The organism is Mesorhizobium sp. L-2-11 (genome assembly GCF_016756595.1).
GTDB lineage: Bacteria > Pseudomonadota > Alphaproteobacteria > Rhizobiales > Rhizobiaceae > Mesorhizobium.
The window spans coordinates 3,265,431-3,291,604 of sequence record NZ_AP023257.1; the positions used below are offsets into that span (position 1 = coordinate 3,265,431).

The window sequence follows — 26,174 nt, forward strand, 5'->3', positions numbered from 1 at the left end:
GCGGCCCGTCGAACCGAGTGCGCTGTAGGAACAGCCAAGACATCCGCGCTCGCGGAAAAGGACTGTCGGCGCTGACGGGATTGGCGTAAACTACGGTCTTTGGGGTGCAATCCATGCACCATATCATCACCGTAGCTCGTATCATCACCGTAGCCATTGTCGCGCTCGCGGCCGCCGCGCTTAGCTGTCCTGCGCGGGCGGAGGTGCTGATTGGGGTCGCAGGCCCGATGACCGGAAAGCTCGAATGGACTGGCACGCAGTTGAAGCGCGGCGCAGAGGTGGCTGTGGCCGACATCAATGCGGCGGGAGGTGTCCTCGGCGAGCAGGTGCGGCTCATCACGGTCGACGACTTCTGCGATCCCGAGCAAGCGGTGGCTGCTGCCCAAAAGCTGGTGGCTGACGGTGTAGTGTTCGTCGTCGGGCACTACTGCTCTGGAGCCTCGATTCCGGCATCGGAGGTTTACGAGGCGGCGGGAATTCTGCAGATTTCGCCGTCCTCGACCAATCCGCTGCTGACCGAGCAGGGCCGCGCCAACGTTTTCCGGGTCTGCAGTCGCGACGATGCGCAAGGCTTCGAAGCCGGCAACTTCCTGGCCGATCATTGGGGCGGCAAGAAGATCGCGATCCTCCACGACAATACGACCTACGGGAAAGGTCTCGCCGATGAAACCAGGAAGCAGCTGAACAAGCGCGGCACGACCGAATCGATCTATGAAGCCTACGCTCCCGGGAAAGACGATTACTCGGCCGAGATCGCCTCGCTGCAGACGGCGGATATCGCCGTGCTCTATCTGGGCGGGTATCATACCGAGGCCGCGCTCATGGTTCGCGCGGCGCGCGACCGGGGCTACCCGGTTCAACTGATCTCGGGCGATGATACGGCGACCGAGGCATTCGGGCTCATTGCCGGCTCTGCCGCCGAGGGCACGCTCTTCACCTTTGTCCCCGACCCGCGCCGAAATTCCGAAGCTGCTGATGTCGTCGAACGGTTCCGCGCCGAGAACTTCGAGCCTGATTCCTGGACGCTGCACAGCTACGGAGCCGCCCAGACCTGGGCGCAGGCGGTCGAGAAGGCGGGCTCGCTGGAACCGCAGGCCGTGATCGCGTCGCTGCGCAACAATCAATTCGACACTGTGTTGGGCCGTATCGACTTTGACGACAAGGGCGATCTCACGACCCAAAGCTGGGTTTGGTACGTCTGGCGGAGTGGAGAGTACGTGCCGGTCGAGTGAGAATCCGCCGGCGCGCTGCTCGAGGGCATCTGATGCAGGGCAATTCAGCGCGATCGTTGAGATCAAGCGTCGCTGCAATGCTTGAACGCCTGGGCATACGCGGCCGCCTGTTGCTGGCCTTTTTCGGTATCAGCGCCTTCGCGGTGCTCGCGACAGCAGCAGCTCTTTTTGCCTTCCTAGAAGTAGGAGAGGTCGTCGACCGGATCACCAGGGATCGGGTGCCGTCGGCGCTCGCGTCCCTCCAGCTGTCGCGCCAGGCCGAGCGGGTCGCCGCCAGTGCGCCCGCCGTGCTGACTACGACCAGCAAGGCTCAGCACAACGAGGTATCGGCTGCGATCGGGGTCGAGATGACGCGCCTCGAGGAACTGCTTGCCGCTTTCAAAGGCGCCAGGCTTAGCACGGCGGTGGTGGCTGAGATCGAGGCCGCGGTGCTTGGTCTGCGGCACAATCTGAACGCTCTCGACGACCTTGTCGCCGCACGTCTCACCGTGGTCGCGCGCAAGGAAGAACTGTTACGCCGCCTGTCGGCTACGACAAGTGCAAGCCAGCGCCTTGTGGCGCCCGGTATCCTAGTGATGAACTCCAAGCTTCAGCAATGGCGGACGGTCACGGCCGACACGTCGCTAGCGTCGGATCAAGGCGCTGCGGCGACGGTCGACCTGGTCGAGGCGATTGCGGCCTACATCCCGCAGCAGAAGGCGCAGGACGAGATCTCGCAGGTCAATGACGCACTGGTGAGGACGGCGGACGCGCCGACACCAGGCGATCTTGCGTTGCTGCTGTTCCCGCTGCGCCGGTCGCTCGCCGCGCTCGAAACGATTTCCACCGAGATCGACGAGAGGCTGCGGGTCCGGTTCCGACAGCTGGTGGACGAGTTGAAGGTGCTGATTGATGGTGAGAACAGTGTCCCGAAGGCGCGACAGGACGAGCTCGCCGTCCTGGCGCAGGGCGAAGAGCTTCTGGCCGAAAACAATCAGTTGTCGCGCACTCTTACCTCTGCCGTCGATCGCCTGGTCGCCAAGGCAGACCACGAGATCACCGCGTCCGGTCTCGAAGCCGCGGTCGTCCAGCGCTACGGGACCGGGGTTGTCCTTGGTTCCGCCTTTCTCAGCCTCTTGAGCTCGGTTCTGATCGCTTGGCTCTATGTCGACCGCAGCCTTCTCGCCCGTCTGGGAAGCGTTAGCCAGGGCATGCTCGCGATCGCCGGCGGCAATCTTCGGACGCCGCTGCCTGAGGCGGGCCGCGATGAAATCGGCCGCATGGCCGAGGCGCTCAGGCTCTTCCGGGACACCGCGGTCGAGGTGAAGGAAAAGAACCTGCGCGAGGTCGCCGAGGCCCGCCAGCGACTCATCGATGCCATCGAGAGCATCTCCGAGGGATTCGCTCTCTACGACGGGGAGGACCGGCTGGTCCTAAGCAACAGCCGCTACCGAGAACTGCTTTACAGCGACCTTGCGATCGAACTGACGCCCGGCACGACATTCGAGCACATCATTCGTCGATCAGCTGAGCGCGGCTATATTAGGGATGCCGAGGGGCGGTTCGAGGAATGGGTCGCAGAGCGGCTCTCCCGGCATCGTAACCCTGCCGAACCGTGGGTGCAGCAGCGAGGCGACGGGCGGTGGGTCCTGATAAGCGAGCGGCGGATCACCGGCGGCGGTACGGTCGCGGTTTACTCTGATATCACCGAGCTGAAGCAACGGGAGGAGAACCTAGCCGAGAAATCCGCGGCCCTCGAGGCGCTTTCCAGCAAACTGGCGAAGTATTTAGCACCCCAAGTGTACAACTCGATATTCACGGGCCGCCAGGACGTCAGGATCGCCAGCCAGCGGAAGAAGCTGACGATATGCTTCACGGATATCGCCGGCTTTACCGAGACCACCGACAAGATGGAGTCGGAAGACCTCACCCAGCTTCTCAATCACTATCTGACGGAGATGTCGAAAATCGCCTTGGATCACGGCGCGACGATCGACAAGTATGTCGGCGACGCGATCCTGATGTTTTTCGGCGACCCGGAGACTCGCGGCGTCAAGGAGGACGCGCTCGCCTGCGTTGAAATGGCTCTCGCCATGCAGAAGCGGATGAGCGAACTCGCCGAAATCTGGCGCGACATCGGCATAGAAACGCCACTGCGCTGCCGCATCGGCATCCACACCGACTATTGCACTGTCGGCAACTTCGGCAGCGAGGACCGGATGGACTACACGATAATCGGCGGCGCCGTGAATCTCGCCTCACGTCTTGAGCAGGAGGCGCAGCCAGGGACCGTGCTCATTTCCTATGAAACGTATGCGCAAGTGAAGGACACAATTGACTGCGACGAGCTGGGACGCATCCACGTCAAAGGGATCGCCTACCCCGTCGCCACTTATCGCGTCATCGATGTGAAGGCCAATCTTGTCGCTGCCTGTCGCGCCGTTCGAACCGAATTGCCGCATCTCAGACTGGAAGCTGAGCCCGAGCTGATGTCTGCTGACGAGCGTGACCAAGCCGCAACTGCGCTTCGAGACGTGCTCGATAGACTTTGTCACAAGCCTGTGTCGGAGGGATAGTCTTCTCCTACAGCGCTCACCTCGTCGATCAACCACAGCTGACCGCGCCCCAATCTCGTTCGATCCGAAATGATCCTGACGCGAACTGACAGCGTTGGGCACCCTGCGCTGAGCTGATCGTTCAGCTAGTGAGCAAGTTGCTTGTAGGAAAAGAGCCAAAGCCTCGCTCCTTGTTTGCGCTTGGAAGGCGGGCGCCTGTCGATTTGAGTTGTGTTTGACACGGGGGCGCTATGGCAATAGCGTGTAACTGGTATCAAAGGTATGCCAAGTGATTGGTGTTCAGATCAAGCAGCGGAAGCTTTCGGACGAGGTTGCAGAGCACCTCGAGCGGATGATCCGCAAGGGAGAACTGGCCGAAGCCGAGCGGCTGCCGTCGGAACGGGAACTCATGCGGCAGTTCGGGGTCGGGCGGCCCTCAATTCGTGAGGCGCTGCTGCATCTGAGAAAGATGGGCCTTGTCGAGGTGAGATCCGGCGAGCGTGCCCGCGTCACCCGCCCCACACCCCAATTCGTAATCGACGCCCTTTCAGGGCCGGCGCGACACATGATTTCGGCCCCGGGCGGGGTTCAGGACTTCCAGAGCGCACGTTTGTTTTTCGAGGTCGGGCTTGCCCGCAACGCCGCTGTGAATGCCACGCCAGAGGACATTGAAAGCCTCAGGGCGGCGCTGGAGATGAACCGGCAGTCGATCGGCGACCTCACGCGCTTCGAACGCACTGACGTGGACTTCCATTACGTGCTGGCGGTGATCACCCGAAATCGAATCTTCACAGCTATCCATGCGGCGTTGGCCGAATGGCTGCTCGAACAGCGGCGAACGACTTTGGCCGAAGGTGAAGACCGCAAGGCCTACGAAGCCCATCGCGACATCTTCGAGGCGATCGCGGCGCGCGATCCGGACCGGGCCGAAGCGGCGATGCGCAGGCATTTGGACTATGTGTCGAGGCGCTATCTGGAAATCGCGAGGCCCATGTGATGACCAGCTTCGTCGTCTGGGTCGATTTCCGCCTCAAGCCGGGCGCCCGAAACAGCTTCCGAAAGCTCGTCGACGCCAATGCGACTGCGTCGGTGCGCAACGAGGTCGGCTGCCGCCGCTTTGACGTGACGGAGGCGCGCGGCGAACCGGACCGGGTCGTGCTCTACGAGATTTACGACAGCGAGGCCGCCTTCGACGAACACTGCCGGACGGCTCATTTCGATGAATTCAACACGCACAGCGCGCCGCTCGTCGACACCAAGTCGGTGACGATCTGCGACCTCGTTCTCGAGGCTACGCCTTGAAAAAAGCATAGCCGGATTGCGCTCTTCGGGGCGAAGGGGAGGAAATGCATGTCAGAGCCTAGTCTCAAGGGGTTGGCTGCGCACCGACGGGTCAAGCTCGGCACACTCGTCGCCGAATTCGCGACGCCGGGAATCGGGCACATTCTGAAATCCGCCGGCTGCGACTTCGTCTTCTTCGATATGGAGCATTCGGGCTTCAGCCTGGAAACGGTGAAGAGCGCGATCCGCTATTTCGAGGCGGCCGACCTGCCGGTTATGGTGCGTGTGCCGTCGCAGGACTATCATTTCCTCGCCCGCGCCATGGACATGGGGGCTGAAGGCCTGATTGCGCCGATGGTGAGTACGGTCGAACAGGCGCAGCACATCATCAATTCGATGAAGTACCATCCTGCTGGCGCTCGCGGCGTAGCGCTACAGATCGCGCATGACCGCTACCGTCCGGGCTCGGTCGCAGATAAATTCGAAACGGCCAACCAGCGCTCGGTGTTCATCTGCCTGATCGAGACCGCCGACGGCGTCAACAACATCGATGGCATCGCGGGACTGGACGGGGTCGACTGCCTGTGGGTCGGACATTTCGATCTTTCGGTCTCACTCGGCGTTCCCGGCGACTTCGCCCATCCCACCTTCACCACGGCGATGGACAAGATCGTTGACGCCGCCAAGAAGCACAACAAATCGCTTGGACGCCTGGTACCGAGCGTCCAGCAGGGTCACGACTTCTATGCGAAAGGCTTCGATTTCATCTGTTATTCGGGTGACGTCTGGGTCCTGCACGATGCGATGGCCGACGCGGTCTCGAAGATCCGGGCCGGGTGCGAGTGAGGCGGAGGGGACGATGGCCAACGCAATGTTCAGGGTGGCGCTATCCGGTGATTTCCGCAAGCCGGACGGCGCGCCGACCTATCCCGACTTCGACCTGGAGCCGCTGCGCAATGCGCCCGGCATCGAGATGGCGTTCCTGGAACCGAACAATCCGCTGCGCGGCGATCAGCTTGAGGATTTCGATGCATTGATCCTGCTCAGCCATCGCTTCGACGCGACCAGTGTCCCTAAGAGCGGCCGCCTGGCTGTCGTTGCCCGTTTCGGAGTCGGCTACGATACCGTCGACGTCGAGACCTGCACCGCCGCCGGCATCGCCCTGGTCATCACGCCCGATGGGGTGCGGCGGCCGGTCGCCGTATCCGTCATCACCTTCATGTTGGCACTGACCGGCAAACTGCTCACCAAGGACGCGCTGACCCGCAAGGGGCCTGCCGGGTTCAATCAGCGTTCGGAACATATGGGCGTTGGTCTCGTCGGGCGTACGTTGGGGTCGCTCGGCATCGGCAATATAGGCGCCGAGGTCTTTCGCCTGGCCAAGCCCTTCGACATGAAATTCGTCGCCCATGACCCTTTCGCCGACAGCAAGGTCGCTGCCGATCTGGGTATCGAACTGGTCGGGCTGGAGGATCTGTTCCGCCGCGCCGATGTGCTGTCGGTTAGCTGTCCGCTAACGCCTCAGACCCACCATATCGTCAATGCCGAGCGCCTCGCCCTGATGAAGCCGACAGCTTACCTGATCAACACCGCGCGCGGTCCGATCGTCGACCAGGAGGCGCTGACGAAAGTGCTGCAGGAGCGCCGCATCGCCGGCGCGGGGCTCGACGTGCTGGAGCAGGAGCCGCCGGATGCCGACGACCCGATCCTCAAGCTCGACAACGTTATCCTGACGCCGCACGCGCTCTGCTGGACCGACCAGTGTTTTGCCGGAAACGGTGCTGCGGACGTCAAGGCGGTCATCGAGGTGCAGCACGGCCGCCAGCCGCGCGGCGTGGTCAATCGCGAGGTGCTGTCAAGCGAGGCATGGAAGAGACGGCTGGCCGGTTTCGCCGCCCGCTTCGGGACATAGGAGTACGAGCATTCGGCGCGCCGCCGCGCCTTCGCGGCGGCTTCACGAGAGGAATGCTCGACCGCCGCGCCCGCGGACGAGCGAAGGCAAACGAAAATGGGAGGACCAAGCACTATGAACGATCATGAAAAACGTGACTTTCAGGCAGGCCTCGAAGCAGAGGTCGACGCCTTTATGCGCGGCGAAACCACCCGCCGAACCTTCATAACCCGCTTCGGCCAGATGACCGGCATGCTGGCGGCGTCCGGACCGATCCTCGCCATGATGACGGATTGGGCGCTGGCGCAGCAGAAGCTCGAACTGGCAGACGCCGCTTCACCGCTCGGCCAGGCGCAGGCGGCGGCCATGGTTCCGCCTTCCGCGCCGTCGAGGCGGCGAAGGCGCATTCGGGCGTCACGCTGAACATGACCTACGAGGCAGGCCTGCAGGCTCTCGACCCGCGCAATTTCAGTGGACCGATGTGGGAGCAGCTTACGGGCATGAAGTCGAACGTGGTCGAACTGTCGAACCCGGACCAGTACTCCAAGGCCGTTGCCGAGCACATTGCCGGCTCAGGCGCCTACGACGTCCTCGACATCTCGCCCGCCTGGACGCCGTCGCTAGCCGATGGCGGCGTCATCGCGCCCCTCGACGATTACATCGCCAAATACATGAACCCGGCCGACCTCGAGGACTATCATCCGCTTTACAAGGCGCTGCCGACCTACAAGGGCAAGATCTGGGGCTTCTTCGACGACGGCGACATGTTCGCTCTCTACTACCGGAAGGACATCTTCGAGGATCCGAAGATGGTGGAAGCCTACCAGGCCAAGTTCAACGCCAAGCTGGCGCCGCCGAAGACCTGGGAGGAATACGCCCAGATCGCCCAGTTCATCACCGACCAGATGGCGCCGAACGTTTATGGCGCAGGCCATTTCCGCAAGGCGGGCAGTCCCGGCAACCAGTTCGACTTTCTGCAGCAGTACCGCGCCAACGGTGGAAAACTGTTCGGCGACGACATGAAGGCCGGCTTGGCTTCGGATGCCGGCGTCAAGACGCTGCAGAACATGATTGCAGCCAATGCGGCGTCGATTCCCGGCAACAATGAACTCGACGCCGTCTCGCTGTGGGCGGCGTTCCTGACCGGCAAGGTAGCGATGATCTACTCCTGGCCGCCGTCTGGCCGCATGGCCGCGAACTATTCGCAGTCGGCCACCGCGATCAACTTCATCCCGCAATCACAGATCGCCGGCAAGGTCGGCTACGCGGTCGTGCCCGGCAATCCTGAACATGCGACCGGCTACAATAAGGCGCTGTCGGCGGATTCGGCGAACCCCGAAGCGGCCTACCTGTTCATGCAATGGGCCTGCTCGCCGCCGGTCTCGCTTGCGCGCTGCATGCTGCCCTACGCCCTGCGCGATCCCTACCGCATCTCCCACTTCAAATCCGAGCTTTACGGCGCGCTGTTCCCGAGCGCCAAGGAGTATCTGAGCAATCTTAACAACTCGGCCAATGTCGGCCTCCTCGACCCGATCATGCCAGGCGCGCAGGACTATTTCCTGAGCATCGACCGCATGTGCACGGCGGTGTGGGCCGGTGCGGATTCGAAGGCCTCGCTAGAAACAGCGGCGGCCGAGTGGAATGAGACGACCGACCGGCTCGGCGTCGATTCGCAGAAGGCATTCTACACCGAGTTCCTGAAACTGCCGGGCGCTACCGCCGACAACACGGTGGAGAAGCTCGGCATGGCGGTCACCCTCTGATCTCGGCTTGCATCAGGGACGCCGGCCGGCATTCTTGACCAAAAATCGATGTTGCGGGCGCTTGGTCCGCAACACCTCGTCGCAACCGCCGGGCAGGTTTTGGGATGTAGTCGATGCAGCATACCGCAACCATCAGTCGCTTGAAGGCCGCTGGCGCCCCGCCACGACTGTCGGGCTTCGCACAATGGGCGGACCGCCACTTCAAATGGCTGCTGGTGGCGCCTGCGGTACTGCTGATCCTGGCGCTGTCGGTCTATCCGCTGCTGTTCTCGCTGGTCGTGTCTTTCATCAACTATGATTTCCAGGTGCCGGGCCACGCCTTTGTCGGATTGAAGAATTTCGAGCGCGTCGTGTTCGATCCCGTCGCGCGCTGGTCGCTGTTGCTGACAGCGTGGCTGTCGGGGATTAGCGTCGCTATCGAATTCGTTCTCGGCCTTCTGGTGGCGCTGACCATGGTTCGCAGCTTTCCGGGCCGCGGCGTGATCATGTCGATCCTGATCGTGCCGCTGTTCATCAGTCCGGTCATCGTCGGCCAGGCCTGGACGCTGCTGCTGCAGCGGCCTTTCGGGCCGACCAACTACATTTTGACGCAACTTCTGGGGCAGGAGGTGACAATCGGCTGGATGACCGAATCGCCATGGCTTTATGTTTCGCTGATTGTCGCCGATGTTTGGCAGTGGACACCGTTCATGTTCGTCATCCTGCTCGCCGGGCTTACCGCCATTCCCCCGAACCTTTACGAGGCGGCGGAACTCGACGGGGTCAATGCCTGGCAAGCGTTCTGGGCGATAACCCTGCCGCATCTCGCGCCAATGATGCTGCTGGCGCTGACCTTTCGGCTGCTCGATGCAATCCGCATGTTCGATACTATTTTCATCATGACCGGCGGCGGGCCGGGCACGCGGACCTACACCGCCTCCTACTATCTCTACACCGTCGGCTTCACCCAGTTCCACCTGTCGCAGGCGACCGCCGGAAGCTGGTTGTTCCTGGTCTTCACCGCGCTCGTGGTGATGCTGCTGGTGCGACGGCTTTTGAAGACGGAGCCAGTCTGATGGCGGCCGTCGCGCCTGTCCGTCGCCCGAAACGCCGGTCGATACCGGTCGGCCGCATCCTGCTGCTCGGCTTCTTCCTGGTCTTCGTGTTGTGGCCGCTCTACTGGATGTTCAACACCTCGATCAAGCCGAGCGACGACTATCTCACCGTGCCGCCGGTGTGGTTCCCAACCGCACCCACCCTTGTCCACTATGAAGCTGCGCTGTTCGCCTATCGCGGCCTCGACGGGCTGATCAACAGCCTGATCATCTCGCTGTCGGCAACGGTGCTCTCGGCCCTGTTCGGCACGCTGATGGCCTACAGCCTGGCGCGCTACAACACCGGCGGCCAGCATCTGTCGTTCTGGGTGCTGTCGCAGCGCTTCCTGCCGCCCATCGGCATCGTGCTGCCGGTATTCCTGATCTACCGCGGCGTTGGCCTCTATGACACGCATATCGGCCTGATCATCGCCTATACGGTGTTCACGCTGCCGGTGTCGGTATGGATGATGTTCGCCTATTTCCGCGGCATGCCGAAATCGATGGAGGAGGCGGCCCTTGTCGACGGCTGCACGCGCTGGGAGGCGTTCTGGCGCGTCGCCGTGCCGCTCGCCGCGCCCGGCATCGTCGCGGCGGCCGTCTTCGCCTTCATCGCCTGCTGGACGGAGTTCTTCTTCGCGCTGATTCTGACCAGCCGCACTGCTTTCACGCTGCCAACGGTGTTTCGCGCCTTCATCGGTTTCCAGGGTGCGCAATATGGCGAGGCGGCAGCCCTGGCCATCGTCTCCCTCGTGCCGTCGATCGCGCTGGGAGTCCTTGCCCAACGACATCTCGTGCGCGGGCTCACGCTCGGCGCTGTTCGCGGATAGAAAGGGTCGGCATGGCCGAAGTCAGGATCACCGGCTTGCACAAGCGCTACGGCGCCTTCCATGCCGTGCGCGGCATAGACCTGGATATTCGCGACGGCGAGTTCACCGTACTGGTCGGCCCGTCCGGCTGTGGCAAGAGTACGCTCTTGAGGACCATCGCAGGGCTGGAGGAGAGTTCGGAAGGCACCATCGAGATCGGCGGCGAAGTGGTCAACGATTTCCGACCGCGCGACCGTGACGTGGCGATGGTGTTCCAGGACTATGCGCTTTATCCCCACATGAACGTGGCGAAAAACATTGGCTTCGGCCTGAAGGCGCGAAAAATGCCGAAATCGGAGGTGGAGGCGCGCGTCGCCGAGGCGGCGCGCATGCTTGGCATCACCCCGCTGCTCGGGCGCTTTCCGCGCCAATTGTCCGGCGGGCAGCGCCAGCGCGTCGCCATCGGCCGCGCCATCGTCCGCAGCCCGCGCATTTTCCTGTTCGACGAGCCGCTGTCCAACCTCGACGCGCAGCTTCGCGACGAGATGCGCGGCGAGATCAAGCGTCTTCACCAGGACATTGCCACAACGATGATCTACGTCACCCATGACCAGATCGAGGCGATGACTCTGGCTGACCGCATCGTGCTGATGCGCGACGGAGTGATCGAGCAGCAGGGCGCGCCGCTCGACCTGTTTGAGCGCCCCGCCTCCACCTTCGTCGCTGGCTTTCTCGGTTCGCCGCGCATGAGCTTTCTGCCGGGCACGCTGAAGTTGGACGGCGGCGCTGCCGCCATCCGGCTCTCCGAGGCGCTGCTTCCGGTCGCCCCCGGCCGGAGCCTGAATGGCGCCATTGACGGACAGGCGGTGCTGCTTGGACTGCGGCCAGAACATCTGACGCGCGCTCATGCTGCGACACCTGCGCTGGGCACGTTTCGCTACGACGCAACGATCGACCTGCTGCAGCCGACCGGCTCGCGCAGCTATGCGACCTTCCGCCTGGCCGGCGCACCGGTGATGGCGGAACTGCAGGCGCACGACGTCAGTCGTCCCGGCGAGAGGCTGCCGATCGACATCAACATGAACCGAGCCTCGATTTTCGACGCCAAGACCGAGAGAGCGATTTGACCACGGCAGCATCTCAAGCAATCCGCCTATGTGGGACCGAACAGGTCGATCCGCAGTTGCGGACACTGCGCGCGGGACCCTTGTCGGTCGAGTTTGACAATGGGGCGATACGCTATGTGCGTATCGGCGGGGTCGAGGTTCTGCGCGGGATCTCATTTCTCGTACGGGACGAGAACTGGGGAACCGAGACGCCGGTTCTCGATGACCTCCAGATCGATGAAAAGCCGGATGCGTTCAGCGTCGCCTACCGTGGAACATGCGCCGGAGCGTGCGGTCGGCTGATCTACCAGGCGCGGATCGCAGGCGGGAGCGACGGTGCGCTGTCGTTTGTGGTGGAGGCAGAGCCCGAAACTGACGTATTGACCAACAGAACCGGCTTCGTCGTGCTGCATCCGATTGAGGGTTTGGCCGGCAAGCCGGTAAAGGTGCTGCACGAGGACGGTCGCGAAAACCTCTCGCTTTTTCCGGACTACATCGATCCTAGATGTCCCTTCACCGACATTCGCGCGCTTTCGCACGAGATCATGCCTGGAATCTGGGCCACTTGCACCATGGAAGGTGACGCCTTTGAGATGGAGGATCAGCGCAATTGGTCCGACGCCTCCTACAAAACCTATGTCCGTCCCCTGCGTCGCCCGTGGCCCTACAGATTGCCGAAAGGCGAGAAATTCACGCAGGCCGTCCGACTGCAGCTGTTGGGAACGCTCCCTGCCGCGTCTTCCAAAAAGCCCAATCCATCCATCAACCTGACGATCGGCAGAGCCATCGGTCGCGTGCCCCGTATTGGCGTCGGCGTCGCTGCCGACGAGGCGAAGCACGCGCTTGACGTCCCCGAGATCATTCGACGATTGGCTCCACAGTGGATGGTCTGCCAAGTCGATCTCCGGTTCGAGCACGGCCAGGATGAACTTGAACATTACGCCGCCCTGGCACAGTTGACCGGCGCTGGCGTCGTACTTGAGATCATCACCAAGGGCACGCTCGATCCGTTCGGCGAATTGGCGCCTCTCGCGGATGCCGTCCAAAGCCTTCGCCTCAATCCAGAAGCTGTCTGCGTCTTTCCGGCGCAGGACATGAAGTCGGTGCAGCCGGGAGCACCGTGGCCGGCGATGCCCACCTTCGAGCAAAACCACGCCGCCGCCCGCCGGGCTTTCCCCGGGGTGCCGCTGGGCGGCGGCATGGCCGCATACTTCACCGAGCTAAACCGCAAGCGTCCGCCGACCGGCGCGCTCGACTACGCAACCTTCACCACCTGTCCAAACGTGCACGCAGCGGATGACGTCTCGGTGATGGAGACGCTTCAGGCTATCCCCCATCTGATCCGCTCTACCCGTGCTTTCATGGGCGACCTCTTGCCCCTGCGTATAGGTCCCAGTCAGCTCGGCTGCCGCGAGAACCCCTACGGCAAGTCCACTGCGCCGAATGAAGCGAACGGTCGCGTCTGTCTGAGCCGCATCGATCCTCGGCAGCGCGGCCTGTTCAATGCGGCTTGGACAGTCGGTTATTTCGCGGGCTGCGCGCGCGAGGGAATCGAGGCTGTCGCATTCGGCGACTTCACCGGCCCGTTCGGATATGTCTACAGGAAGGCCGATTTCGTGCAGCCGTGGTTTGACGAACAGGATGGCCGAATGGTGTATCCCGCTTTCCATGTCATGGCAGGCCTCTCAAAACTCAGCGGGGCCACCCTGCTGTCGGTGGGAACTTCCGGAGCTGACAGCATCGCGGCGATCGCGGCCGAAAAAGACGGGCGCACGGCGCTGTGGCTCTCGAATCTCACTGCCAAAAAGCAATCAGTGCAGCTTTCGGATACGCCGATCAGCGCCCGCATTGCTCTTCTTGCTGCCGACCAGTTCGAGCGGGCGGCAGCCGATCCGAACTTCATGGAAAGTCCCGGAAGACGGTTGGATGACCAATTCATCTCTCTTGACGCCTACGCCGTGGCGCGAGTCGATCTCCACCGTTCGTCTTCGACATAGCCCGGTGGACGGTAGATTGGTTGATGTAGCGGAGAACAGAGTCAACGTCCGCTCTGGCGTTCAGTGTCGGATGCCCGCTATGGCGCTCTTTGCCAGCTCCGCGGGAGCACCCGTCGCGCAGCGCCACGCGGTTCAACATGCCGAGGGGATCACCTGCTTCCAGCGCACCCGCCGCGGTTTTGATCGGCGCCCGGAATAGCGTCACACTTGTTACTCCCACTGGTCGTTTTCCGGTGCCAAACTATTTCAGGCCCAATAACGAATGACGAGCAGCGAATGAGCCGCGCTTCAGCGACGAGGCGCGCGCCCAGATCAGGAGGAAGCCATGACTTCAGCAGCCGAGAACGGACGGAAGAGGCGACAGACTGCGATGCGCACACCACCGGTGGTGTCGCCGCAGGAGTGGGAAGCGGCCCACGAGCAGCTGCTCGTGAAGGAAAAGGCCCAGACCCGCGCCCGTGACGCGCTGGCCGCCGAGCGGCGGCGGATGCCCTGGATGGCCGTGGAGAAGAACTATGCGTTCGAGGGGCCTGACGGGAAGGTGAGCCTGCTCGACCTGTTCGACGGTCGGCGTCAGCTGATCGTCTACCGCGCCTTCTTCGAGCCGGGAGTGTTCGGCTGGCCCGACCATGCCTGCCGCGGCTGCTCCATGGTGGCCGACCAGGTCGCCCATGTCGCCCACCTGAACGCCCGTGACACCACGCTTGTCTTCGTCTCGCGTGCGCCGCAGGCTGATATCGCGCGGCTGAAGGCGCGGATGGGCTGGGAGATACCGTGGTTCACGCTCACCGACAGCTTCGACGCCGACTTCGGCGTCGACGAGTGGCACGGCCACAACGTGTTCATCCGCGACGGCGACCGCGTGTTCCGCACCTATTTCATCAACAACCGCGGCGACGAGCAGATGGGCGGCACCTGGAACTATCTCGACATCACGCCGCTTGGCCGGCAGGAGGTCTGGGAGGACTCGCCCGAGGGCTATCCCCAGACCCCGGCCTACAAATGGTGGAACTGGCACGACAGCTACGCCGCGGATTCGGCAGCCGACAAGAAGTGGGCCGAGGTGTCGGAGGCCGGAGAGGCGGCGTTCCGGGAGGCGAGCACGAAGCAATGAGCCGGGCCTGATCCGGTGGGTCGACGGGCGGTCGGCTGGCCGGATATCCGGACCCGAGACATTGCCGCGGGACCATTGCTGATGGAAGCGCGGCGACGTCGGCTGGCGGCAGCCGCTCCGCCGCTGTTCATGCCGACTTGACGATCGACAATGTGCGTTTGTAGGTGGCCGGTCTTGTCCGGAAATTCGCGGCGGGAGCAGGTCGGCCGACGTGAAAGCCCTGGATTTTATCGATGTCAAGCTCGCGGATAAGAGCCAGCTGCTCGTCGGTTTCCACCCCCTCGATCAGGATCTTATGGCCGCGATTTCGCACCAGGGCAATAATGTCCTGCAGCATCGCCTTGCCCCTTGCGGTGTCGCAGTCGTGCAGAAACGAGCGGTCGATCTTCACCGTATCGAAATCGATGAGACGAAGCCATGAGAGGCCCGCAAAGCCCGTCCCGAAGTCGTCAAGCCATACCCTGACCCCCAGCAGCTTCAGATCGCTGATGCAGCGCAGAATGTCGGAGTGCATCTCCATCTCCAGCCCTTCGGTGATTTCGAGGGCCAGCCGGCTGCCGGCGACGCCAGTCTCGCTCAAAATCGTCGCAACCGAAGCTGCGAAGCCGGGCGTCTTGAGCTGAATTGGAGAGACGTTGACGCTGACGACACGGACGTGATCGTCCGCCAGGAGCTCAGTGCACACTGTCCTTATGGCCCAGCGCCCGAGTTCGAGGACCGCGCCGGTTCGTTCCGCAACAGGAATGAACAGGCTCGGCGGAACCGATGTCCCGTCGAGCATTTTGAGGCGCATCAGAGCCTCGACGGCTTCAACCCGGCCAGACGCCACATTCTGGATCGGCTGATAGACGAGTGAAACGAGATCCTGGCCGATCGCGATCTTCAGCAAAGCCGCGATATTCTCGCTCACGTCGCTGCTCTGGGGATCGTTTGGATCGAACAGCCAAGTACAATTGCGACCGCCTGCCTTTGCCAGATAGAGCGCACGATCGGCCTCGTGGATGATCTTCTCCAGCTTGGCGCCAGTCTGCGCCCTGGTGAAGGCAGCGCCAACGCTCACCGTCACCACCGAGGTGCCGTCCCTGCGCTGCTGGTGGGGAAGCGCGAGGTTCTCCACCGTGCTTCGAATGGCTTCCGCAAGACCTGCGACCTGTTCTCTTTTCTCCATGCGAGCCAGGACAATGAATTCTTCGCCGCCGTAGCGGCCGATTGAGCCATTGTGCTGCTTGATCATTTCGGCAAGGGCATTGGCGACAAGTATCAGGCAGCGGTCGCCTTCCTGATGTCCGTAATAGTCGTTGAACCTTTTGAAGAAGTCCACGTCGATGAGGATCGCCACAAAACCGCTGCCATGCCTTTGCCAGTCGCTCCAGTAGTCGCGCAGCTTCTCGTCAATCGCCCGCCGGTTCTCCAGACCGGTAAGCGGATCGGTTCTCGACAGGTTCAACAGCGCCTGGCCGCGCTCGGTGGCTTCCTTGTGCTGGATTTTGGCTTCGAGGGCATTCAGGAAGACATTGTAACGTTCCTCGTTCAGCTTCCAGTTTACGTAGGATGTAAATGTGAAGCATGATATGTAGAAAGTTCCAAATACCATTTTGTATGTTAACGTGGATGGCACGAAGTAATTGACAATATACAATATTGCCAGAATTATACTTGAAGTCACGATAGACAGGCTGAATTTAAAAGTGAAAAATAGATTGGCACTAATCATAAAGATGGTGCCGAAAACCATATAATAAGAGACGGTTTCCTTGTCCGCGCCCATAACCGCTGGGGACAACCAACCGACATAGCCAAAGATGATGGCCGCGGCGCAAGTCACGTCAATCCATTCCGTGGCGACCCCGCGGCGAAGTTGCGCTTCCAGGGTCAACAGCGCCGTCACTCCGACCACGAAGCGTGCCATGATCGTATAGAGCGCGACATCCGGAATCAGCAGAAGATCCGTTGCCGAAAACATGAGATAGATGGCAACGGCGATCCAGAGCCCCGGCCTGGCGTCCATTCTTCGCTTCGCCTGGCCTTCCTCTCGGTAGAGCTTGCGGAGTTCGTCGGACCGCGGCTCGTAGCGCCGCTCGAGCGGTTCCGCATGGGCCATATCGGCCAATGCGAATGACGCGTATTCGTTCGTCACCCTAAGCCCGATTTGAACGGGGCTTTGTATGCCGAACTCATTTCTAGCTTCTGCCCCCACGCCGGCCGACTCCTCAGGCGCGACAGCGAATTGCGGCGCCTCGCAAGCAATATGCAGTCGCGCATATAGGTTTGCGTTAACTCGTATCGGGAATCCGACACGGAAGGCGTCTAAACAACCAGCATGGTTGGCGGGAATTTAACGACACCGATAAAATGCCGGACATGTGTCTTGGCAAAGATAAAATTTTACGCAATATGTAACGATATCTAGTTAAATGTGATTATGGAGTTCTGCGGTGGCAACCATCCTCGATGGCAAAAGTCTGATTACTGCCGAGATGATCGCCGCCAGTCTCCCTCGAAGAAAGCTCGAACCGCATAGCGAAGCGTTCGAAACCGCTCGCGTCGAGCTTGCGCTCATTCTCCACATCACGCACCAGCAAATCGAGCAGCAGAAGGACCCCGCGGAGATCATTCGCCGTCTGATGTCGCACCTCGAAGCAATGCGTTCCAAGGTTGATCCGGACGTTTGGCAAGCATTGATGCCGGTGGTGCGGAACCACCCGGTCCTGGAGTACTTTCTTGAGGATCCGCTCACGCGGTGGTCCCACGACAAGCCCAGAGGTTATTCCGGCGACGCGCAGTTGCTCGACTACATCTATTGTGATCCGCACGTGGCGGAGAGCGTGGCAAACGCCTCGGAGATCGGCAAGGCGCTCTACAGGCATACCAAGGATGTGCCGTCATGCGTCGCGGCACGCGAACGACGCGATCTTTTGACCCGGTATGTCGATGAGATTGCGACCAGGAATGGACCGCAAACCGAGGTCCTGGCGATTGCGGCCGGCCATTTAAGGGAGGCCAATCGCTCCGCCGCCTTACAGGAGGGCCGTCTCAAGCGCTGGGTTGCGCTCGATCAGGATCCTCAGAGCGTTGGATTGATCACGCGCGACTTTCAGGGCACTGCGGTAGAGGCCATCGACGGCTCGGTGCGAACCATGCTCACGAGGGGCCACAAGCTTGGCAAGTTCGACTTCATCTACGCCTCCGGCCTTTACGACTACCTTGCGCACAACGTCGCCGTGAAGCTGACGAAGACCTGCCTGCAGATGTTGAAGCCGAACGGGACTTTCCTCTTCGCCAACTACGCAGAGGGCAACCCGGACGCCGGCTACCGGGAGACGTTCATGAACTGGGTGTTGCTGCTGCGGTCGGAGGCCGACATGTGGAACATCATCAATGCCAGCGTCGACCGCAACACCGTCGAGGCGCAGGTCTACTTTGGCGAAAACCGCAACGTCCTCTACGGCGTCATCGAAAAGCGCGGATAGCGACCGCCTTGGGCTGCATGGCTGTCGGCGGTTGGCGGCAGCAGTCTGATGGCGTTTTGAGCTAATCCCCGAACGCCGCCCTTAGCGTCTCGAATGGCGCCAGCGCGCCGCGCACCTGGACGACGGCCGCGGCGACGCGATGCGCGCGCAGCACCGCCTCGGTCGGGGCATGGCCGGCAAGCCGGGCGGCGAGATAGGCGCCATTGAAGGAATCGCCGGCGCCGGTGGTGTCGACCGGGGCGGCGACATGCACGGCCGGAACGAGTTGCAGGGTTCCGTTTGCGGCGATCAGCGCCGGCTCCTCGCCGTTCTTGACGACGACTTCGCCGACCAGCTCTCCCAGCCGTTCCGCGGTCTTCTGCGGCGCTGCGTCGCCGAACAGCATCTGCTCGTCGGGAAAGGTCGGCAGCGCGATGTCAGTGACCGCCAGCGCATCGAGGATCGCGGTCTGTGCCTCCTCGCGCCGGCGCCACAGCCGCGGCCGATAATTGGGATCGAAGGCGACGAACGAGCCGGCGGCGCGCGCCTTGGCCACCGCCGCCAAAAGCGTCTTGCGCGCGGCGTCGTCCAGAATTGCCAAAGTGATTCCGGAAAAGTAAACAAGCGCCTGATTTTCAAGGCTTTTCGCCAAAGCGGCCGCGTCGGAGGCAAGCTGTCTCGCGGCTGCGTCGCCGCGCCAGTAGGTGAAGGAGCGTTCGGCGCCGGTCAGCGTGATTGCATAGAGGCCAGGCCGGGCGCCTGGTATAATCGGGCTGGCGCCGATGCCGATGCCGTTTTGCGCGAAGAAATCGATCTGGTCGCGCGAGAACGGGTCGTCGCCGAACGCCGACACATAGGTCGCCGGCCGGTCACCGCTCAGCGCATGCAGCGCCCACAGCGTATTGAACGTGTCGCCGGCAAAGCCCATGCGCCAGTTCGGCCCGGCCTGGCCTGAAAGCTCGAGCATGCATTCACCGATCGAGGCGACGCCGTTTCCTGCCATGTATCTCTCTCCTGGTGCATGTCGCCCACAGCCTGTGCAGCGGTTTTGGGATAACGATTTGCACAAAACCAAAGACCCGGTGCTGTAGCTTTTTGCGAGCGGCAGCGCCATGCTTGGCGGCAGCGGATTTTTGCGCCAGCGGCGTTTTCTCAGCTGCGCGGCGGGACGCGACCCGCTCAGTGAGACGTTATTTCTGGAAGAGGAACCGGTTTGGCATCGTTATGGCGCTACGTTCTGGCAGGTGTTGGTCTGGCTGCCTTGCTGGCCGGCATTCTCGCCGCCGTCTATCTGACCGCGCCGCAAGCGCCTCGGCCCGCCGGCTCCGAGATTGCCCGTTCGAAAGAGACGGCGAACGGCCTGTTTGTAGCCAGTTTCGAGCCGGAGCGGGGCGTTGTCCGTCAAGGCGAGTTGCAATCCTGGCTGCTGACGCTGAAGACAAACGCGGGAACTCCGGTGGAGGGCGCTGCGATCACGATCTCCGGCGGCATGCCGCAGCACAGGCACGGTCTGCCAACCAGCCCGCATGCGACCGATTATCTGGGCGATGGCCGCTATCGCATCGGCGGGGTAAAATTCACAATGAGCGGATTGTGGCAACTGCATTTCGCCATTTCCGCGGCGGCCGGATCCGACACGGTGGTCTTCAATGTGGTGCTCTGAGCACTGGAGCAAATTGAACCGCTTTTCGCGAATTTTCGCACTGCTGGCGATGGCTGTGCTTGCCGGCTGCAGCAAGCCTGAGTTTTCCGATGCCGAAAGGAAGACCATCGCCTCGCTGGCGCTGTCAGCGCTGCCGCCGCTGAAGACCGACATCACCAACCGCTTCGCCGATGTGCCGGCCGCCGCCGCGCTTGGCGCGACGCTGTTTTTCGACGCCGGGATGAGCGGCGACGGCAAGGTTTCCTGCTCGACCTGCCACAAGATCGACCGGCAGTTCCAGGACGATCTGCCGCGAGCGGTCGGTGTCGGCCGCACCAACCGGCGCACCATGCCGCTGGCCGGCGTTGCGCATGACGCATGGTTCTTCTGGGACGGGCGGCGTGACAGTCTGTGGGCACAGGCGCTGGCGCCGCTGGAAAATCCGCTGGAGCAGGCCGGCAACCGCGCCGCCTACGCGCATTATATCAAGGCGCGATTCGGCGAGCGCTACGAGCGCATCTTCGGGCCGTTGCCCGACCTTTCCAATGTGCCGGCCAATGCCAGTCCGCTCGGCAGCGATGCCGAGAAGGCGGCGTGGAATGCCATGTCCGATGCGCAAGCCGAGGACGTCAATCGCGTCTTCGCCAATATCGGCAAGGCGATCGCCGCCTTCGAGCGGTCGATTGCGCCACCGCAGACGCGCTTCGACCGGTTCGCCGCCGCTTTGGATACCGGTATACAAGCGCCGGAAGGTGTTGCTTTTTCGCCCGAGGAAATCCTCGGATTGAAACTGTTCATCGGCAAGGCCAATTGCGTGACGTGTCATGCCGGGCCGCGTTTTACCGACGGCAGTTTTCACAACACCGGCGTGCCGCCGGTGGCAAATCTGCCTCCGGATCGCGGCCGCATAGATGCGGTGCGCCAAGTCGAGGCCGATCCGTTCAACTGTTTCGGCGCGTTTCGCGATGGCGACGCCAGCGCCTGCGGCGAGCTGCGCTTCATGGTCAAGGCCGGGCCGGAACTCGTCCGCGCCTACAAGACGCCGTCGCTGCGCGGCGCCGCCACCCGTGCGCCCTACATGCATGCCGGGCAGTTTTCCTCGCTCGACGAGGTGGTGGCGCATTATTCGAAGGCGCCTGCCAGTGTCGAGGGTGTATCCGAGATCCACCCGCTGCAGCTTTCGGACCGCGAGCGGGCGGCGCTGGTGGCGTTTTTGGAGACGCTGGCGGAGTGAAGCCGGACAGTTGATAAATATCGCAAAAAAGATATATTCCGATTCAGATGAGCTGGTCGGTCGAGTTTCTCAATATCGAGGTGAGACGGGAGCTCGAAGCCCAGCCGAAGGACATCCTCGCCAGCTTTCTGAGGATATCGCGCTTGATCGAAGCGCATGGGCTGCAGAATGTGCACGAGCCGTATGTGAAGCATTTGGAAGGCCGGCTATGGGAAATGCGGATGAAGGGCCGTGATGGCATTGCACGCGGGATCTATGTGACGGCGGCCGAGCGCCGTGTGGTTGTCGTGCGCGTTTTCGCCAAGAAGACCCAGAAGACGCCGCGAAGCGAGATCGCGTTGGCCCTCAAGCGAGCAAAGGAGGTCCTATGAGCCGGAAAACAATTCCCGTCGAGGAAGCCGCCAAGGAATGGTTCAAGGACCCGGCGTTTGTCGCCGAATACGACGCCTTGGAAGAGGAGTTCGCGATCGCGGAAGCTTTGATCAAGGCGCGAGGTGAAGCCGATATGACGCAGGAAGAAGTTGCCGCCGCCATGGGTACGACACAGGCGGTGATTGCTCGCCTGGAAAGTGGTCGAAATATGCCCTCGACCCGGACCTTGCAGCGTTTCGCCAAGGCGACTGGATCAAAGCTCCGTATCAGCTTCGAGTCCGGGAAGCCGAAGCCGCGCGCCGGCCATTGAGCGCCTACCGGTCCTTCACCGTCTCCATCGCCACGAAGGTCGAGGTCTGGGCGACGTGGGGCAAGGCGGAGATGCGCTCGCCGAGCACGCGGCGGTAGGCGGCTATGTCGGTGGTGCGGACTTTCAGCAGATAATCGAAGCTCGAGGCCATCATGTGGCATTGCTCGATCTCCGACACCGCCTGCACGGCGCGGTTGAAGGCGTCGAGCGCGGCCGAGCGGGTGTCCGACAGTTTCACCTGGACGAAGGCGACATGGCCTTCGCCCATGCGCTCACGGTCGACGATCGCCTGGTAGCCGCGGATGATGCCGTCCTTTTCGAGCCGCTTGACCCGCGCCTGCACCGGCGTCTTCGACAGGCCGACCTTTGCCGCGAGTTCCGACATCGAAAGCCGGCCGTCGCTGCCCAGCGCCGAAAGGATGTTCCTGTCGATGCGGTCCAATTGGTCTTCTGCCATCAAATATCTGATCAAATTGGAAGAAATTCGGCCGAATGATAGACCAGTCGACCTCTCCTGTCGATTTCTTTGGACCGATCGGAACTGCGCTTTGTGATAACTTGCGTCATTCGGTCCGGCGACCGCCGGACCGCTCACTGATGCTCGCTCCACAGGACCGTCATGCCAGCGCTCGAAGCCATCCGCCAGCAGATCCGTGCCAATTACCTGGCTGACGAAGACGCGGCCGTGAAGCGGCTGGCCGAGGCGACAGGGCTTTCGACGAAAGAGCGCAAGGCAATCTCTGCCCGCGCCGCCGATCTGGTGCGGGCGGTGCGCGGCTCGTCCGATCCGCGGCTGATGGAAGTCTTTTTGTCCGCCTACGGCCTGTCCACCAAGGAGGGCGTCGCGCTGATGTGCCTGGCCGAAGCGCTGCTGCGGGTGCCGGACACCGAGACGATGGACGACCTCATCGCCGACAAGATCGCGCCGCATGACTGGTCGGCGCATTCGGGCGGCTCGAGCTCGATCTTCGTCAATGCGTCGACCTGGGCGCTGATGCTGACCGGCCGGGTGCTCGAGGAAGGCGAGGACGGCATCGAAGGCACGCTGCGCGCCATGGTGCGCCGGCTGGGCGAGCCGGTCATCCGCAGGGCGGTCGGAGCCGCCATGCGCGAAATGGGCGAGCAGTTCGTGCTCGGCCGCACCATTGCCGAGGCCGTCAAGCGCGGCCGAGCGATGACCCAGAAAGGCTATCTCTATTCCTTCGATATGCTGGGCGAAGCGGCTCGCACCGAGGCCGATGCCTTGCGCTATCTCAAGGCTTATGCCGATGCCATCTCGTCGCTCGACGCCGGCGCCAATGGTCCCGACATCCGCCAGAATCACGGCATCTCGGTCAAGCTGTCGGCGCTGCATCCGCGCTATGAAGTGATGCAAAAGGAAAAGATGCTGCCTGTGATGGCCGAGCGGCTTTTGTCGCTGGCGCTGGCGGCGCGCCATTCACGCATGGGCCTCAACATCGACGCCGAGGAGGCCGACCGCCTCGACCTGTCGCTCGAAATCATCGAGCGGGTGCTGGCCGAGCCGGAGCTTGCCGGCTGGAACGGTTTTGGCGTCGTCGTCCAGGCCTATGGTCCGCGCGCTGCCTTCGTCATCGACTGGCTCTATGCGCTGGCGAAGAGGCACGACCGCACCATCATGGTGCGGCTGGTCAAGGGCGCCTATTGGGACACCGAGATCAAGCGGGCGCAGACGCTCGGCCTTGACGGCTATCCGGTCTTCACCCGCAAGGCCAACACCGATGTGTCGTACCTGGTCTGCGCGAAAAAGCTGCTGTCGATGACCGACCGCATCTATCCGCAATTCGCCACCCACAACGCCCATACCGTCGCCGCCGTCCTGTCGATGGCCGGCGATCGCGACGCCTTCGAATTCCAGCGCCTGCACGGCATGGGCGAGGCGCTGCACGAGACGGTGCGGCGGGCCGAGGGCACGCGCTGCCGCATCTATGCGCCGGTCGGCGCCCATTCCGACCTGCTTGCCTATCTGGTCCGCCGGCTGCTCGAAAACGGCGCCAACTCCTCGTTCGTCCACCAGCTCACCGACGAGGAGGTCGAGCCGGAGGATATTGCCCGCGATCCGCTCGAAACCGTCGAGAAACAGGGCCCGGCCGCCAATCCGGCGATTCCCAGCCCGTCGGCGATCTTCGGTCCCGCCCGCCGCAATTCGAAGGGGTTCGACATCACCGATCCGGTGACGCTGGCCGCGATCGACAAGGCCAGGGCTGAGTTCGCCGGGCCGGACCGCTGGCACGCCAGGCCGATCACCCGTGCCGCCGGCTACGGCAAACAGCGTCCGGTGGTCAATCCGGCAAAACCCGACGAGGTGGTCGGCACGGTCAGCGAGGCCACCGCCAAGCAGGTTTCGACCGCCGTGCGCATCGCCGTGGAGGCGCAACCGGCCTGGGCGAAGCGCGCCGTCGCCGAGCGCGCCGCAATCCTCAACCGCGCGGCCGACCTCTATGAGGCCAATGCCGTCGAATTCTTCGCGCTCGCCGCCCGCGAAGCCGGCAAATCGCTGGCCGACGGCGTCGCCGAAGTGCGCGAGGCGGTCGACTTCCTGCGCTATTACACTGCCGAGGCGGCCAATGCCGAAACGGGAACCGAGGCGCGCGGCGTGATCGCGTGCATCTCGCCATGGAATTTTCCGCTCGCCATCTTCACCGGCCAGATTGCGGCAGCACTCGTGACCGGCAATTCGGTCATCGCCAAGCCGGCCGAGCAAACGCCGCTGATTGCCTTCCGCGCCGTCGAATTGCTGCGCCAGGCCGGTGTGCCGGAAGACGTCATCCAGCTTCTGCCCGGCGACGGCCCCTCGGTCGGCGGCCCGCTGACCGCCGACCCGCGCATTGCCGGCGTCTGCTTCACCGGCTCGACCGAGGTCGCCAAGCTGATCGAAAAGCAACTGGCCGAGACCGCCGCGCCCGACGCCATGCTGATCGCCGAGACCGGCGGGTTGAATGCGATGATCGTCGATTCCACCGCGCTGCCCGAGCAGGCGGTGCGCGACATCCTGGCCTCGGCCTTCCAGAGCGCCGGCCAGCGCTGCTCGGCGTTGCGCGTGCTCTACGTGCAAAAGGACGTCGAGAAGAAAATGCTGGAGATGCTGAAGGGCGCAATGGAAGCGCTCAGCCTCGGCGATCCTTGGCGGATTTCGACCGATGTCGGCCCGGTCATCGACGAGGAGGCACAAAAATCGATCCGCGACTATTGCACAGAGATGGGGCTGCAGGGCCGGCTGGTCGCCAAGCTCGAAGCGCCGAAGGCCGGCCGCTTCGTGGCGCCGCATGTGTTTCGGGTCAAGGGCATCGAGGACATCGAGCGCGAGGTGTTCGGGCCGGTGCTGCATGTCGCCAGCTTCGACGCCGACGATATCGACGGGGTCATCGCCGCGATCAATCGCAAGGGTTATGGCCTGACCTTCGGCCTGCACACCCGCATCGAGGGCCGCGCCCAGCATTTCGTCGACGGCATCCATGCCGGCAACATCTATGTCAACCGCAACCAGATCGGCGCCGTGGTCGGCTCGCAGCCGTTCGGCGGCGAAGGACTTTCCGGCACCGGGCCGAAGGCCGGCGGGCCGCACTATCTCAGGCGGTTCCGCAAGGGGCCGGAGGCGGGCACGTCTGTTCCTGACGGCCGCAAGGTGACGGCGACCGAACTCGCCGACAATCTGCCGGACCCGGCGCTCGGCGGCTGGTCGACGCGGGCGGATCGCGTTGCCGTGCTGAGGAAGCATTTGCGCGGCAAGGGTGCCGCGGCCATCGGTGCCGCCGCCAGCATCGATTTCGGCCAGGTCGATTTGCCCGGGCCGACCGGCGAGGCCAACACGCTGTCGCTGTCGCCGCGCGGCCGCGTGCTGTGCCTGGGGCCGGATGCCGACACGCTGCTTGCCCAGACCATCCAGGCGCTCGCCGCCGGCAATGCGGTGCTGGCCGTCGCGCCCGGTGCGCCGGCGGCACTGTCGTCACTGACCTGCAAGGGCCTGCCGCTGGCGGCCATCGACGGCCGGCCCGACCCGGTCGAGGCACGCGCGCTGCGTGTCGACGTCGTGGCCTTTTCCGGCACGCCCGAGGCCGCGCGTATCGTGCGCAAGGTGATCGCCGACCGCGCCGGCCCGATCGTGCCGCTGGTCAGCGAAGTGCTCAACCCGGCTGCCTACGCGCATGAGCGCGCCGTCTGCGTCGACACCACGGCTGCCGGCGGCAACGCCAGCCTGCTGGCGGCGGCGTAGGATTCCGCCAGGCTCGCTCATCGCGGGCAGGAGATTGGCGAATGCCGCGGTGACAGCCAATCTCTCCCCTCGAGGGGGGAGATTGGCAGCTTCGCCGACGGCGCCTATTTCGTCAGGGCGATGCGGCGATCGTTCG

Annotated in this window: 22 protein-coding genes; 19 read left to right on the plus strand and 3 right to left on the minus strand. The window is 62.9% G+C overall.

Annotated elements, in window-relative coordinates; genetic code table 11:
- Positions 1 to 113: 113 nt before the first annotated feature.
- The 13 genes from JG739_RS15605 to JG739_RS15665 all read left to right on the plus strand — a co-directional run bounded on the left by JG739_RS15605 (position 114) and on the right by JG739_RS15665 (position 14,800).
- A complete protein-coding gene (locus JG739_RS15605) occupies positions 114 to 1,232 on the plus strand; it encodes a branched-chain amino acid ABC transporter substrate-binding protein (RefSeq protein WP_202367225.1) in 1,119 nt (372 codons plus the stop codon).
- 77 nt (positions 1,233 to 1,309) lie between these two features.
- Positions 1,310 to 3,787, plus strand: coding sequence for an adenylate/guanylate cyclase domain-containing protein (locus tag JG739_RS15610; RefSeq protein ID WP_202367226.1), 2,478 nt, complete (start codon positions 1,310 to 1,312; stop codon positions 3,785 to 3,787).
- Between the two features lie 268 nt (positions 3,788 to 4,055).
- Positions 4,056 to 4,763 (plus strand): transcriptional regulator NanR, encoded by a 708-nt coding sequence (gene nanR, locus JG739_RS15615; protein ID WP_202367227.1) that lies wholly within the window; start codon positions 4,056 to 4,058, stop codon positions 4,761 to 4,763.
- Positions 4,763 to 5,068 (plus strand): putative quinol monooxygenase, encoded by a 306-nt coding sequence (locus JG739_RS15620; RefSeq protein WP_202367228.1) that lies wholly within the window; start codon positions 4,763 to 4,765, stop codon positions 5,066 to 5,068. Before nanR ends, JG739_RS15620 begins: the two co-directional genes overlap by 1 nt.
- Before the next feature lie 48 nt (positions 5,069 to 5,116).
- Positions 5,117 to 5,893 (plus strand): HpcH/HpaI aldolase family protein, encoded by a 777-nt coding sequence (locus tag JG739_RS15625; protein ID WP_202367229.1) that lies wholly within the window; start codon positions 5,117 to 5,119, stop codon positions 5,891 to 5,893.
- Between the two features lie 13 nt (positions 5,894 to 5,906).
- Positions 5,907 to 6,959 (plus strand): NAD(P)-dependent oxidoreductase, encoded by a 1,053-nt coding sequence (locus JG739_RS15630; protein ID WP_202367230.1) that lies wholly within the window; start codon positions 5,907 to 5,909, stop codon positions 6,957 to 6,959.
- Between the two features lie 114 nt (positions 6,960 to 7,073).
- Positions 7,074 to 7,361: a hypothetical protein gene (locus JG739_RS15635; protein ID WP_202367231.1), complete on the plus strand. Its 288-nt coding sequence runs from the start codon at positions 7,074 to 7,076 to the stop codon at positions 7,359 to 7,361.
- Positions 7,362 to 7,363: 2 nt separating this feature from the next.
- The gene (locus JG739_RS15640) at positions 7,364 to 8,701 is read left to right on the plus strand and encodes an extracellular solute-binding protein (protein ID WP_202367232.1); all 1,338 of its coding nucleotides are present in this window, start codon (positions 7,364 to 7,366) and stop codon (positions 8,699 to 8,701) included.
- 113 nt (positions 8,702 to 8,814) lie between these two features.
- Positions 8,815 to 9,756 (plus strand): carbohydrate ABC transporter permease, encoded by a 942-nt coding sequence (locus tag JG739_RS15645; protein WP_202367233.1) that lies wholly within the window; start codon positions 8,815 to 8,817, stop codon positions 9,754 to 9,756.
- Positions 9,756 to 10,604 (plus strand): carbohydrate ABC transporter permease, encoded by an 849-nt coding sequence (locus JG739_RS15650; protein WP_128246859.1) that lies wholly within the window; start codon positions 9,756 to 9,758, stop codon positions 10,602 to 10,604. The genes JG739_RS15645 and JG739_RS15650 overlap by 1 nt, the downstream gene beginning before the upstream one ends.
- Positions 10,605 to 10,615: 11 nt before the next feature.
- Positions 10,616 to 11,710: an ABC transporter ATP-binding protein gene (locus JG739_RS15655; RefSeq protein WP_202367234.1), complete on the plus strand. Its 1,095-nt coding sequence runs from the start codon at positions 10,616 to 10,618 to the stop codon at positions 11,708 to 11,710.
- Positions 11,707 to 13,686, plus strand: coding sequence for a hypothetical protein (locus tag JG739_RS15660; protein ID WP_202367235.1), 1,980 nt, complete (start codon positions 11,707 to 11,709; stop codon positions 13,684 to 13,686). The genes JG739_RS15655 and JG739_RS15660 overlap by 4 nt, the downstream gene beginning before the upstream one ends.
- Before the next feature lie 325 nt (positions 13,687 to 14,011).
- The gene (locus JG739_RS15665; protein WP_202367236.1) at positions 14,012 to 14,800 is read left to right on the plus strand and encodes a DUF899 domain-containing protein; all 789 of its coding nucleotides are present in this window, start codon (positions 14,012 to 14,014) and stop codon (positions 14,798 to 14,800) included.
- Between the two features lie 127 nt (positions 14,801 to 14,927).
- Here JG739_RS15665 and JG739_RS15670 read toward each other — a convergent pair whose 3' ends face one another.
- Positions 14,928 to 16,901: a putative bifunctional diguanylate cyclase/phosphodiesterase gene (locus JG739_RS15670; RefSeq protein WP_202367485.1), complete on the minus strand. Its 1,974-nt coding sequence runs from the start codon at positions 16,899 to 16,901 to the stop codon at positions 14,928 to 14,930.
- 334 nt (positions 16,902 to 17,235) lie between these two features.
- On the opposite strand from JG739_RS15670, the gene JG739_RS15675 reads away from it, so the two are divergent.
- Entirely contained in the window at positions 17,236 to 18,270 is a 1,035-nt protein-coding gene (locus JG739_RS15675) for a class I SAM-dependent methyltransferase (RefSeq protein WP_202367237.1), read from the plus strand.
- Between the two features lie 61 nt (positions 18,271 to 18,331).
- Here the strand turns inward: JG739_RS15675 and JG739_RS15680 are convergent, their stop codons facing one another.
- Positions 18,332 to 19,252, minus strand: coding sequence for a sugar kinase (locus tag JG739_RS15680; protein ID WP_202367238.1), 921 nt, complete (start codon positions 19,250 to 19,252; stop codon positions 18,332 to 18,334).
- Positions 19,253 to 19,462: 210 nt separating this feature from the next.
- Between JG739_RS15680 and JG739_RS15685 the strand changes: the two genes are divergently transcribed.
- The 4 genes from JG739_RS15685 to JG739_RS15700 all read left to right on the plus strand — a co-directional run bounded on the left by JG739_RS15685 (position 19,463) and on the right by JG739_RS15700 (position 21,807).
- Positions 19,463 to 19,912 carry a FixH family protein gene (locus JG739_RS15685; protein ID WP_202367239.1) on the plus strand — a complete coding sequence of 150 codons (450 nt, stop codon included), beginning with the start codon at positions 19,463 to 19,465 and terminating at the stop codon, positions 19,910 to 19,912.
- 49 nt (positions 19,913 to 19,961) lie between these two features.
- Complete coding sequence (locus JG739_RS15690) at positions 19,962 to 21,125, plus strand: cytochrome-c peroxidase (RefSeq protein ID WP_244749950.1); 1,164 nt, start codon at positions 19,962 to 19,964, stop codon at positions 21,123 to 21,125.
- Between the two features lie 143 nt (positions 21,126 to 21,268).
- Positions 21,269 to 21,496, plus strand: a complete 228-nt coding sequence (locus tag JG739_RS15695; RefSeq protein ID WP_244749905.1) for a type II toxin-antitoxin system RelE/ParE family toxin — start codon at positions 21,269 to 21,271, stop codon at positions 21,494 to 21,496.
- A complete protein-coding gene (locus JG739_RS15700) occupies positions 21,493 to 21,807 on the plus strand; it encodes a helix-turn-helix domain-containing protein (RefSeq protein ID WP_202367242.1) in 315 nt (104 codons plus the stop codon). The genes JG739_RS15695 and JG739_RS15700 overlap by 4 nt, the downstream gene beginning before the upstream one ends.
- 4 nt (positions 21,808 to 21,811) lie before the next feature.
- On the opposite strand, the gene JG739_RS15705 is transcribed toward JG739_RS15700, so the two are convergent.
- Positions 21,812 to 22,264 (minus strand): Lrp/AsnC family transcriptional regulator, encoded by a 453-nt coding sequence (locus tag JG739_RS15705; RefSeq protein WP_202367243.1) that lies wholly within the window; start codon positions 22,262 to 22,264, stop codon positions 21,812 to 21,814.
- 162 nt (positions 22,265 to 22,426) lie between these two features.
- Between JG739_RS15705 and putA the strand changes: the two genes are divergently transcribed.
- Complete coding sequence (putA, locus tag JG739_RS15710; protein ID WP_202367244.1) at positions 22,427 to 26,038, plus strand: bifunctional proline dehydrogenase/L-glutamate gamma-semialdehyde dehydrogenase PutA; 3,612 nt, start codon at positions 22,427 to 22,429, stop codon at positions 26,036 to 26,038.
- The last annotated feature ends 136 nt before the right edge of the window (positions 26,039 to 26,174 follow it).

Excerpts from the sequence above, each read along its gene's own strand:
- JG739_RS15680 (WP_202367238.1), bottom strand. The coding sequence starts at position 19,252 with ATGGCAGGAAACGGCGTCGCCTCGATCGGTGAATGCATGCTCGAGCTT.
- JG739_RS15655 (WP_202367234.1), top strand. The coding sequence starts at position 10,616 with ATGGCCGAAGTCAGGATCACCGGCTTGCACAAGCGCTACGGCGCCTTC.
- putA (WP_202367244.1), top strand. The coding sequence starts at position 22,427 with ATGCCAGCGCTCGAAGCCATCCGCCAGCAGATCCGTGCCAATTACCTG.
- JG739_RS15610 (WP_202367226.1), top strand. The coding sequence starts at position 1,310 with ATGCTTGAACGCCTGGGCATACGCGGCCGCCTGTTGCTGGCCTTTTTC.
- JG739_RS15605 (WP_202367225.1), top strand. The coding sequence starts at position 114 with ATGCACCATATCATCACCGTAGCTCGTATCATCACCGTAGCCATTGTC.
- JG739_RS15705 (WP_202367243.1), bottom strand. The coding sequence starts at position 22,264 with ATGGCAGAAGACCAATTGGACCGCATCGACAGGAACATCCTTTCGGCG.
- JG739_RS15630 (WP_202367230.1), top strand. The coding sequence starts at position 5,907 with ATGGCCAACGCAATGTTCAGGGTGGCGCTATCCGGTGATTTCCGCAAG.
- JG739_RS15650 (WP_128246859.1), top strand. The coding sequence starts at position 9,756 with ATGGCGGCCGTCGCGCCTGTCCGTCGCCCGAAACGCCGGTCGATACCG.
- JG739_RS15640 (WP_202367232.1), top strand. The coding sequence starts at position 7,364 with ATGACCTACGAGGCAGGCCTGCAGGCTCTCGACCCGCGCAATTTCAGT.
- JG739_RS15620 (WP_202367228.1), top strand. The coding sequence starts at position 4,763 with ATGACCAGCTTCGTCGTCTGGGTCGATTTCCGCCTCAAGCCGGGCGCC.
- JG739_RS15665 (WP_202367236.1), top strand. The coding sequence starts at position 14,012 with ATGACTTCAGCAGCCGAGAACGGACGGAAGAGGCGACAGACTGCGATG.
- JG739_RS15625 (WP_202367229.1), top strand. The coding sequence starts at position 5,117 with ATGTCAGAGCCTAGTCTCAAGGGGTTGGCTGCGCACCGACGGGTCAAG.
- JG739_RS15690 (WP_244749950.1), top strand. The coding sequence starts at position 19,962 with ATGGCTGTGCTTGCCGGCTGCAGCAAGCCTGAGTTTTCCGATGCCGAA.
- JG739_RS15645 (WP_202367233.1), top strand. The coding sequence starts at position 8,815 with ATGCAGCATACCGCAACCATCAGTCGCTTGAAGGCCGCTGGCGCCCCG.
- JG739_RS15670 (WP_202367485.1), bottom strand. The coding sequence starts at position 16,901 with ATGGCCCATGCGGAACCGCTCGAGCGGCGCTACGAGCCGCGGTCCGAC.
- JG739_RS15635 (WP_202367231.1), top strand. The coding sequence starts at position 7,074 with ATGAACGATCATGAAAAACGTGACTTTCAGGCAGGCCTCGAAGCAGAG.
- JG739_RS15700 (WP_202367242.1), top strand. The coding sequence starts at position 21,493 with ATGAGCCGGAAAACAATTCCCGTCGAGGAAGCCGCCAAGGAATGGTTC.